The organism is Henriciella aquimarina (genome assembly GCF_002088975.1).
Lineage (GTDB): Bacteria > Pseudomonadota > Alphaproteobacteria > Caulobacterales > Hyphomonadaceae > Henriciella > Henriciella aquimarina.
Genome location: NZ_NCST01000043.1, coordinates 1 through 8524, shown reverse-complemented (window position 1 = coordinate 8524; position 8524 = coordinate 1). Strand labels below are relative to the sequence as shown.

Genomic DNA, 8524 nt, shown 5'->3' with positions numbered 1-8524 from the left:
CTAGGTTCTGTACCCATAAGCGGGATTCCCATATTGGACGGGTCATGATTCACTTGCCTTGAAGGAGGTGTCTCATGGCCCGTTTTGATTTGAGCGATGCGGAGTGGGCGATCATTGCGCCCTTGTTGCCGAACAAGCCGCGCGGGGTGGCGCGGACCGATGACCGCCGGGTGCTGAACGGCATCTTCTATATTCTGCGGACGGGGTCGCCCTGGCGTGACCTGCCGGAACGCTACGGCCCTTACACGACGGTCTACAACCGCTTCAACAGATGGGCGAAGGCTGGCGTCTGGATCAATGTTTTCAACGCTTTGGCGCAGCAGAGCCCGGAATCCATGGCCTTCATCGACAGTTCTATCATCCGCGCCCACCAGCACGCCGCAGGCGGAAAAAAGGGGGGCCGGATCACGCCATCGGTCTCTCTCGCGGGGGACTGAGCACCAAGATCCATGCCGTGGTCGATGAGGCCGGCCTGCCCATCCGCCTGGCGCTCTCGCCCGGCCAGGCCAGCGACAAGGCCACCGGGGCCGCCCTGATCGCCAGCCTGAGGCAGGCCCGTCATGTCGTCGCCGACCGGGGCTATGACGCCCGTGCCCTGATCGAGCAGATCGAAGCGGCCGGGGCGGAGGCTCACATTCCCACCCAGCGGGACCGCAAAGTCCAGCGCTCAGTCGCAAGGGACATCTACCGCCAGCGCAATCTGGTCGAGCGATACTTCAACAAACTCAAGCACTTCAGACGATGCGCAACACGCTTCGACAAGCTCGCAAGGAACTTCCTCGCAGCCATCGCCCTCGCCTCAACGCGACTCTGGACCAGGGTTTATGAGTCCACAACCTAGCCCGGTAAAATCGAAGCGCAACACGCCGATGCCGCGCTCGGCCAGGCCCTTCGCCACCCGGATCGCGGCGTGCGACTGTTTCGAGCAGGTGAAGCAGTGGGCCACAATCGCCCAGCCGCGCACTTCGCCAACGGGATGATCCAGCCGGCCGGCCAGCTCCTGTCCTTCGGCGCCTGCAAAACGGACCGTTTCAGTATGCATGGTGACCAATTTCTCCCGCCTGCTTGCAATTAGGGTGATCGAGACAGGGCTTCCTCACAAGGCCGGCGCGCGAAGGCTATACGGCATCTTCCGGATCGATGGCCTTCACATCGGCTTTCGTCTGGCGCCGGCGCAGGAAAAAGGCGAGCGCCCCCCCGGCAATCAGCAGCGCGAAAGGCAGCCCCCAGAGCAGGACACCGCGAATCCCGTGCGAGGAGGGCCGGAAGAGCACGAACTCGCCATAACGTTCGGCGAACCAGTTACGCACTTCCTCGTCCGACTTGCCCTCCGCCACCAACTCGCGCACGCGCTCGCGCATATCGACGGCAATGTCGGAGCCGGAATTGGAGATCGGTTCGTTCTCGCAGGCCACACAGCGGATTTCGCGCATGAGATCCTGCGCGCGCGCCTCTTCCTGCGGATCGGCGAGCTGGCCTTCGGCAGCGAAGATCAGGATGAGCGAGGCAAGCAGGGCTTTCATGCGGCCTCCGTCGTCTTCGGGCGCTTGCGCTTGCCGACCATGCTGAGGCCCGCGCCCAGCGCGATCAGCGCCACGCCGAGATAGATGAAGTCGATGAAGGGGTTGAGGAAAACCTCGAAGGTCCAGCGCGTCTCCCCTTCCCGGCTGCGCCGCCCGTCGCCCAGCGCGACATAGAGATCGGCCGTGCCGGTCTTGTGAATGGCGGTTTCCGTGGTCGGCATGCGGGCGGCCGGATAATAGCGTTTCTGCGGCTTCAGCGTGGCTTTCGTGCCGCCGCGCGTGGCCGTCAGCGTGGCGCGGTCGGCATACCAGTTCGGGCCTTCGATGCTGGAGACATCGTCAAGCGTCATCGTCCAGCCGGCAACCTCCTGGCTCTGGCCCTCCTGCAGGGCGAGCGTGGTCTGCGTACGCGCGGTCGTCTCGAGGACGGCCCCGGCGACGAACAGGCCGAGCCCGGCATGGGCGAGCGTCATCCCCCACACCCGCATCGGCATCTTCGGCAGGCGCTCAACCGTCTTCGCCCGGCGCCAGATTTCCTGTGCGGCCCCGAAGATCAGCCAGACAGCGATGGCCAAGCCGACCCCGGCGAGCAGCGGAATGTCCAGCGGACCGACCCCGGCGAGCCAGAAGACGGCGACCAGGCCGGCAAAGCCTGCCGCCCACTTCCACAGTGAAGAGAGGTCTGCCTTGCCCCAGGCCCAGGCCTGGACAACCGGCAGGGCCACAAGGGCAAGCGCCATGATCGGGGTGAAGGTGAGATGGAAGTACGGCTCACCCACCGAAATCGTCTCGCCCAGAGCTTCGGCGAGAAGCGGGAAGAGCGTGCCCAGCATGACAGTCGCAGCCGCCACGGTGAGGACGAGATTGTTGCCCATCAGCGCGCCTTCGCGGCTGACGGCGACATAGTCCGGCCCGGGCTTGAGCTTCGGCGCGCGGATCGCAAACAGCAGCAGCGCCGAACCGCCCAGCACCACAAGGCCAGCCAGCAGGACCGAACCGCGCAACGGATCAACGGCGAAGGCATGCACCGAGGTCAGGACACCGGAGCGCACGAGGAAGGCGCCCAGCATGGAGAAGCAGAAGGCGAGCACAGCCAGCAGGGCCGTCCAGGCGGCGAAGCTGCCGCGTTTCTCGGTGACGATGACCGAGTGCATCAGGGCGGCCCCGATCAGCCAGGGCATCAGGCTCGCATTCTCGACCGGGTCCCAGAACCACCAGCCGCCCCAGCCAAGCTCGTAATAGGCCCAGTAGCTGCCGAGCGCGATGCCAAGCGTGAGCGGCACAAAGGCGGCCAGCGCCCAGCCACGCGCGGCTTTCGCCCAGTCGCGGTCGATACGGCCCTCGATGAGGCCGGCCGCAGCCAGCGCAAAGACGAAGGAATAGCCGACATAGCCGAGATAGAGCATCGGCGGATGGATGGCGAGCGCCGGGTCCTGCAGCAGCGGGTTGAGACCGCTGCCCTGAAGCGGGGCCGGATCGAGCCGGGTAAAGGGCGAGGAAGCCAGCAGCAGATAGGCGAGCGAGGCGAGGCTGAGCAGCCCCTGAATACCGAGCGCGCGCGCCTCGAAGGCCGGCCGTCCGGTCTTAAGAAGCCAGGCGCCGGCAGCCCCGAAGCCGAGCCCGACCACGCACCACAGCGCCATCGAGCCCTCATGATTGCCCCACGTCCCGGCAATCTTGTAGCCAAGCGGCTTCAGCGTGTGGGAGTGTTCGAAGACAAGTTCGACGGAAAAGTCGGAGCGGGCAAAGGCCCAGATCAGCGTGAAGAAGGCAAACAGCATCGTCACGAAGGCGAGCTTCGCAAACAGCCCGGCCCGTTCCCGGTCGGTGCGGAGACCGAAGCCGACCTGCAGCCCGCTGAACACCAGTGCGAGGAATGCCGCGAAATGCCCTGCTTCGATCATGAAGCTGCCTGCTGAACCTTCTTCAGTTCGCGCGGTTCATAATTCTCGTCATGCTTGGCGAGGATCTGTTCGGCGGTGAAATCGCCATGCGGGCCGAACCGGCCGGTTGCGACCACGCCTTCGCCCTCGCGGAAGAGGTCCGGCGCGATGCCGGTATAGCTCACCATAACCGTCTCGCCGGAGCCGTCCTCGATCAGAAAATTCATCTCGGCGCCGTCGCCATAGGCGAGCGAGCCTTCCTGAACCCAACCGCCGACGCGGACGCGCTTGCCCTCATCCGGCATGCCGTTCTGGGCAATCAGGCCGGGCGTGTAGAACAGGTCGGCATGCTGCTTCAGCGCCATGGCCGACAGGGCCACGGCCGAGACCAGCAGCGCAGCGGCTGTTCCGACACCCCAGAGTCTCTTGGTTCGTGCTCTCATGCGCTCATCCTATACCGAAAGCCGCTATAAATGACACTGCGACCGAAACAGCTCCGTAAACTTCCCTACTCTTGTTCCGCAGCCGCTTCGGCCCGGCGTTCGTCGGCCTGCGACTTGAACGCCTCCAGCATGCCGAGCCGCGGGTCTCCCGGCTCAAGCTCACCCGTGATCTTCGCCCAGTGCTGCTCGGCGGCCTCGACATCGCCGGCTTCATAGGCCGGCATGGCGGCAAGCATCCCGGCGCGAACCTTGGTCGGATCGAGACGCCAGGCGCGGTCGTAAAGCCGTGCGGCCGGCTCGGTCACGACCCCGCCATCGCGCATCATGATGGCATCGGCGAGCGCGATCAGGGCCGGGACATATTCATCATCACGGCGCAGCGAGGACTGGAACGCCCGCAGCGCGTCGTCTGTGCGTCCCTGCGTGCGCAGCAGGACACCGATGAAGTATTGCGGCTCCGGCGCATCGGGCTGCTGGCGGGCTGCCATCTGCAGACGCGCCAGCATTTCCGGCGGCGAGAGATCCTCCGCATTGCGATTGGCAAGCTCGGCCTCGCGCGTCGCATAGGGCTGCTCGGCCAGCAGCGGACGGCCCTTCAGAAGGTAGAGGCCGGCGGCCACGATGACGGCGCCTGCCAGGAGATAGAGCGTCTTGCGGGTCATGAGCGGCGCACCGCAATCGTTGCGCGCAGGCCGCCCAGCGGGCTGTCGGACAGGGTCAGCCGCCCGCCATTCATCTCGGCAATATCCGCGACGATGGACAGGCCAAGCCCCGTGCCCGGCGCGGTCTCGTCCAGACGCACGCCGCGCTTGACGACCGCTGCGCGTTCTTCATCGGTCAGGCCCTCGCCATCATCGTCGACATGGATCAGCATTTGCGCGTTGTCACCCGCCTCCGCAGAGACTTCAACGCGTGATTTTGTCCACTTGCAGGCATTCTCCATGATGTTGCCCAGCATCTCCTCGAGGTCCTGCTGTTCGACGCGGACGAAGAGGCCCGGCTCGACCGTGGAGGAGACAGACACCCCGCTCTCTTCGAACAGGCGATTGAGCAGGCGGACGATGCCGTCGAGCACCGGCTTGACCTCGGTGCGCACGCCCAGCGCTTCGGAGCGGGCCGCGGCCTGGGCGCGCTTGAGATAATGCTCGACATTGGCGCGCATCGTCTCGGTCTGGCGGCGCACGACATCATCCAGCGCGGAGCTGCCGGTCGCCTCGTTGCGCAGCACCGCCAGCGGGGTTTTCAGCGCATGGGCGAGATTGCCGACATGGGTCTGCGCGCGTTCGACAATGGCGCGGTTATTGTCGAGCAGCTTGTTGAGCTCTTCCGTCAGCGGCAGCACTTCGACCGGATAGTCCCCGTCGAGGCGGGCACGCTTGCCCTCGCGCACCTGCGCGATGTGAAGCTGCACGCGGTCAAACGGCAGGAGCGCCAGGCGCAGGCCGACCCACAGCGCGATCAGCGTGCCGGCGGCGAGGAAGGTCATGCTGATCAGCAGAAGCAGGCGCAGCTGGTTGGCGCCCTCATCGGTGGCCTCACGGTCGGCCGCCGCCATGAGCAGGATGGGCTGCTCGCGATTGGGCACCGTGATCGCCCGCACAGCCACACGCAGGCGTTCGTCTGCCGGGCCGACGGCATTGTCGTAGACCGTCATGCCGGGATTGGCGAGCGCGGAGGCAGCAAGGTCGTCCGGAACCGGCAGCGGCCCGTCCCAGAGGCTCTGCGAGCGGATATCGTCACCGAAGGAATTGTCCTCATTGACCGCGATCATGGCCCAGTAGCGCCCCGAGAGCGGCAGGTCGTAGCGCACATCGGTCGGCAGCTTGTCTTCCAGGTCGACGACCCGGCCATCGGGCAGGATTTCGAGCGCGCGCGGCAGCGTCACCAAGACCGAATCAAGCTCCTGCTCCAGCAGGCGGATGGTCTGGGCGCGATAGGACAGCGTCATCGCCACGATGCCGCCGACGACGGCGATCAGGCTCCAGATCACCGCCCCGATCAGCATCCGCCGCGAGAGCGACAGCTCGGGTTTCGGGGGCTTGGGGGGCTCGTCTCCGCTCATCTGCGGGTCAGTCGCGGCGGGCCGGGCTCAGCCGGCAAGGCCAGCCGTCTCGCCCTCCGGCACGACCAGGCGATAGCCGAGGCCGCGCTCGGTCTGGATACGCTCCTGGCCGATCTTCTTGCGCAGGCGGCCGATGAAGACCTCGATCGTGTTGGAGTCGCGATCGAAGTCCTGATCGTAGATGTGCTCGACCAGTTCGGTGCGCGGCACGACCCGGCCCTGATGGTGCATCAGATAGGAGAGCACGCGATATTCATGCGCGGTCAGCTTGACCGGCCGGCCGGAAACGGTGGCGCGGGCGGCACGGGTATCGACGCGCAGGCTGCCGGCTTCGAGCGCGGCCGCCGAATGCCCTGTCGCCCGGCGCAGGAGCGCGCGAAGGCGGGCCAGAAGCTCTTCGGTATAGAACGGCTTGGTCAGATAGTCGTCGGCGCCCGCATCGAAGCCGGCGACCTTTTCACTCCAGCGGTCGCGCGCGGTCAGGATCATGACGGGAAAATCCTTCCCGTCCTCGCGCCAGCGTTCGAGGATGGTCACGCCGTCCATCTTCGGCAGGCCGAGATCGAGGATCACCGCATCATAGGGCTCTGTATCGCCCAGAAAGTGACCGTCCTCGCCATCGGCGGCGAGGTCGACGGCATAGCCGGACTGTGTCAGCGCGTCGGCGAGTTGCCGGCGCAGGTCTGCATCATCTTCAACGACAAGAATTCTCATGGAAACAACCTAGCTCTTGCTGAGCACGCGTCCAGACCGGGCATCGATCGTGAACGTCACCAGCTCGCCCCGGCCCGTAACCCAGTCAATCACATACACCTTGCGGCCACCTCTTTCATAGAGGCCGTCGAACCGGCGCATATTCCCGCCATACTGGTTGCGAATCGGCCGCAGGAGATCATTCAAAGGCTTGATCTCGCCCTTCTCACGCGCGTCGCGGGCTTCGTCGGCGGTGAACGAACTGCCCCACTGACCCTGGCCGTAGGCCATAGGGCTCACTGCAGTGGCGCAGAGCGCAAGCGCGAGAAGCATCCGTTTCATGGTGCGGTAATATCGTCCATCAGCCCTGAACGTTCCGTGAATGGGAAACGCGGTCTTGCGTCCTCCCCCACGGCTATATCAACCTTTTCCGGCCCATTCACGCAAGCCCGGATCCTTCGGATCTTCAAGCACGATCTCGAGGCGGGCATAGAGATGGCCCGGCTTGTCCTTGAACTGGACGCCCTTGCCACGCAGCCGCAGCACCGTTCCGGTGTTCGAGCCTTCCGGCACTTTCAGCGTGACGACACCGCCAGGCGTCTTCACATCGACCGTGCCGCCGAGCACCGCCGTCTTCAGCGACACCGGCACATTCATGCGCAGGTCGGAGCCGTCGCGCGTCCAGATATTGCTTGGCCGGACATACACTTCCAGCAGCGCATCGCCGGGCGGGCCACCTGTGCGGGACTGCTGGCCCTGGCTTTTCAGGCGCAGGGTCTGGCCTGTTTCGATGCCGGCGGGAATGGAGACGTTGAGGGCCTTGCCGTCGCCCATCGTCATCTGGCGCTTGGCGCCCTGAACGGCATCCTCGAAGGAAATGTCGACGCGGTAGCGCAGGTCGGCGCCCTTTTGCGGGCCGGGCCGGCGGCGCTGACCGCCAAACATGCCCGACAGGATGTCCTCGAAGGCATCACCCTGGAAGGAGCCACCACGGGCGAAATCGTCATAGGCGCCATAGCCGCCCCGAAATCCGCCACCGGCGCCGCCCGGACCCGCGCCGGCAAAGCCGGTCGGATTGCCATCGGAATCGATCTCGCCACGGTCATACTTGCCGCGGTTTTCCTCATCGCCGAGGATTTCGAAGGCGGCGGAGACTTCCTTGAACTGGTCGGCCTTGTCCTTGTCGTCCGGGTGCAGGTCGGGGTGCAGCGTCTTCGCCTTCTGGCGGTACGCCTTGCGGATTTCATCCGCTGTCGCCGTCCTGGAAACGCCGAGTATCTTGTAAAGGTCGCGGCTCACGCTTCTCAGACCACTCTGTTTAATAGATTCGTCAGGCGTTAATTAAGGAGTCCCGGGCTGGATTGAAACCCATCTTCCCATACGTCCATCAGCGCCGATCTCAGCGACCCGCACCAGATCGGCCTCAGCGGGCACACTCGCCGTGTTTTCCTGGGTCTGAGCGTCATGGATAAGCGCGCCAGACGCCTCGGCCTGGACGTGGAAGCGGCGAGGCCCGGTCGGGTCCGGCAGGTCCCAGCTGTCGGGAATGTCCGGGCCGCAGGGCAGCCAGGTGACAGAGAGCGTAGCGCCCCCGTCCACCGCCCGCAGATGCGCGACCGGCCAGGGCAGGCTGGAAACCGCCCTATGGGTGAAAGCCTGCGTATCGCTCCCGCCTGCCTGCCAGAGCAGTTCGCGCCCGGTTTCGTCCGGCTCGAGCGCGGTGGCGACAAGGCTCTCATCCACGATGACGCAGATGGCGCCAGCCGCGATGTCACTCGCAGGCGAGCCCCGCAAACCTCTCAACAGGCCGGACAGACGCCAGCGGTTCTCACCAATGAGCTCGGCGGAGCGGAAGGCGACAAGCTCCCAGCCTGTCTCCCCGGCAACAAGCATGGTGTTCGCGCCCGAGAGCCAGGCCAG

At 65.4% G+C, this 8524-nt stretch carries 11 protein-coding genes; 1 reads left to right on the top strand and 10 read right to left on the bottom strand.

Features of this window, described 5'->3' with window-relative positions; translation table 11 throughout:
• Window positions 1-74 precede the first annotated feature (74 nt).
• Window positions 75-841, top strand: a protein-coding gene (locus B8784_RS07125) for an IS5 family transposase (RefSeq protein WP_143435309.1) whose coding sequence is annotated in 2 segments (ribosomal slippage) — window positions 75-402 and window positions 402-841 — 768 coding nt in all. Because the reading frame shifts where the segments join, the coding sequence is not laid out codon by codon here.
• On the opposite strand, the gene B8784_RS21235 is transcribed toward B8784_RS07125, so the two are convergent.
• The 10 genes from B8784_RS21235 to B8784_RS21570 all read right to left on the bottom strand — a co-directional run.
• Window positions 800-1042 carry a hypothetical protein gene (locus B8784_RS21235; RefSeq protein ID WP_143435344.1) on the bottom strand — a complete coding sequence of 81 codons (243 nt, stop codon included), beginning with the start codon at window positions 1040-1042 and terminating at the stop codon, window positions 800-802. The two genes, B8784_RS07125 and B8784_RS21235, sit on opposite strands and share 42 nt — an antisense overlap.
• A gap of 76 nt (window positions 1043-1118) precedes the next feature.
• A complete protein-coding gene (locus B8784_RS07120) occupies window positions 1119-1523 on the bottom strand; it encodes a cytochrome c-type biogenesis protein (RefSeq protein ID WP_084396931.1) in 405 nt (134 codons plus the stop codon).
• Window positions 1520-3427 (bottom strand): heme lyase CcmF/NrfE family subunit, encoded by a 1908-nt coding sequence (locus B8784_RS07115; protein WP_084396928.1) that lies wholly within the window; start codon window positions 3425-3427, stop codon window positions 1520-1522. The genes B8784_RS07120 and B8784_RS07115 overlap by 4 nt, the downstream gene beginning before the upstream one ends.
• Complete coding sequence (locus B8784_RS07110; RefSeq protein ID WP_084396926.1) at window positions 3424-3849, bottom strand: cytochrome c maturation protein CcmE; 426 nt, start codon at window positions 3847-3849, stop codon at window positions 3424-3426. Before B8784_RS07110 ends, B8784_RS07115 begins: the two co-directional genes overlap by 4 nt.
• Window positions 3850-3914: 65 nt before the next feature.
• Complete coding sequence (locus tag B8784_RS07105) at window positions 3915-4511, bottom strand: tetratricopeptide repeat protein (protein WP_084396924.1); 597 nt, start codon at window positions 4509-4511, stop codon at window positions 3915-3917.
• Entirely contained in the window at window positions 4508-5911 is a 1404-nt protein-coding gene (locus tag B8784_RS07100) for an ATP-binding protein (RefSeq protein WP_084396922.1), read from the bottom strand. Before B8784_RS07100 ends, B8784_RS07105 begins: the two co-directional genes overlap by 4 nt.
• 27 nt (window positions 5912-5938) lie before the next feature.
• Window positions 5939-6625 (bottom strand): response regulator transcription factor, encoded by a 687-nt coding sequence (locus B8784_RS07095; protein ID WP_084396920.1) that lies wholly within the window; start codon window positions 6623-6625, stop codon window positions 5939-5941.
• Between the two features lie 9 nt (window positions 6626-6634).
• Window positions 6635-6946: a PepSY domain-containing protein gene (locus tag B8784_RS07090; RefSeq protein WP_084396917.1), complete on the bottom strand. Its 312-nt coding sequence runs from the start codon at window positions 6944-6946 to the stop codon at window positions 6635-6637.
• Window positions 6947-7024: 78 nt separating this feature from the next.
• Window positions 7025-7903: a DnaJ C-terminal domain-containing protein gene (locus tag B8784_RS07085; protein ID WP_084396914.1), complete on the bottom strand. Its 879-nt coding sequence runs from the start codon at window positions 7901-7903 to the stop codon at window positions 7025-7027.
• A 42-nt stretch (window positions 7904-7945) separates the two neighbouring features.
• On the bottom strand, window positions 7946-8524 hold a 579-nt coding region (locus B8784_RS21570; protein ID WP_233356012.1), incomplete at its 5' end, for a GTA baseplate fiber-binding domain-containing protein.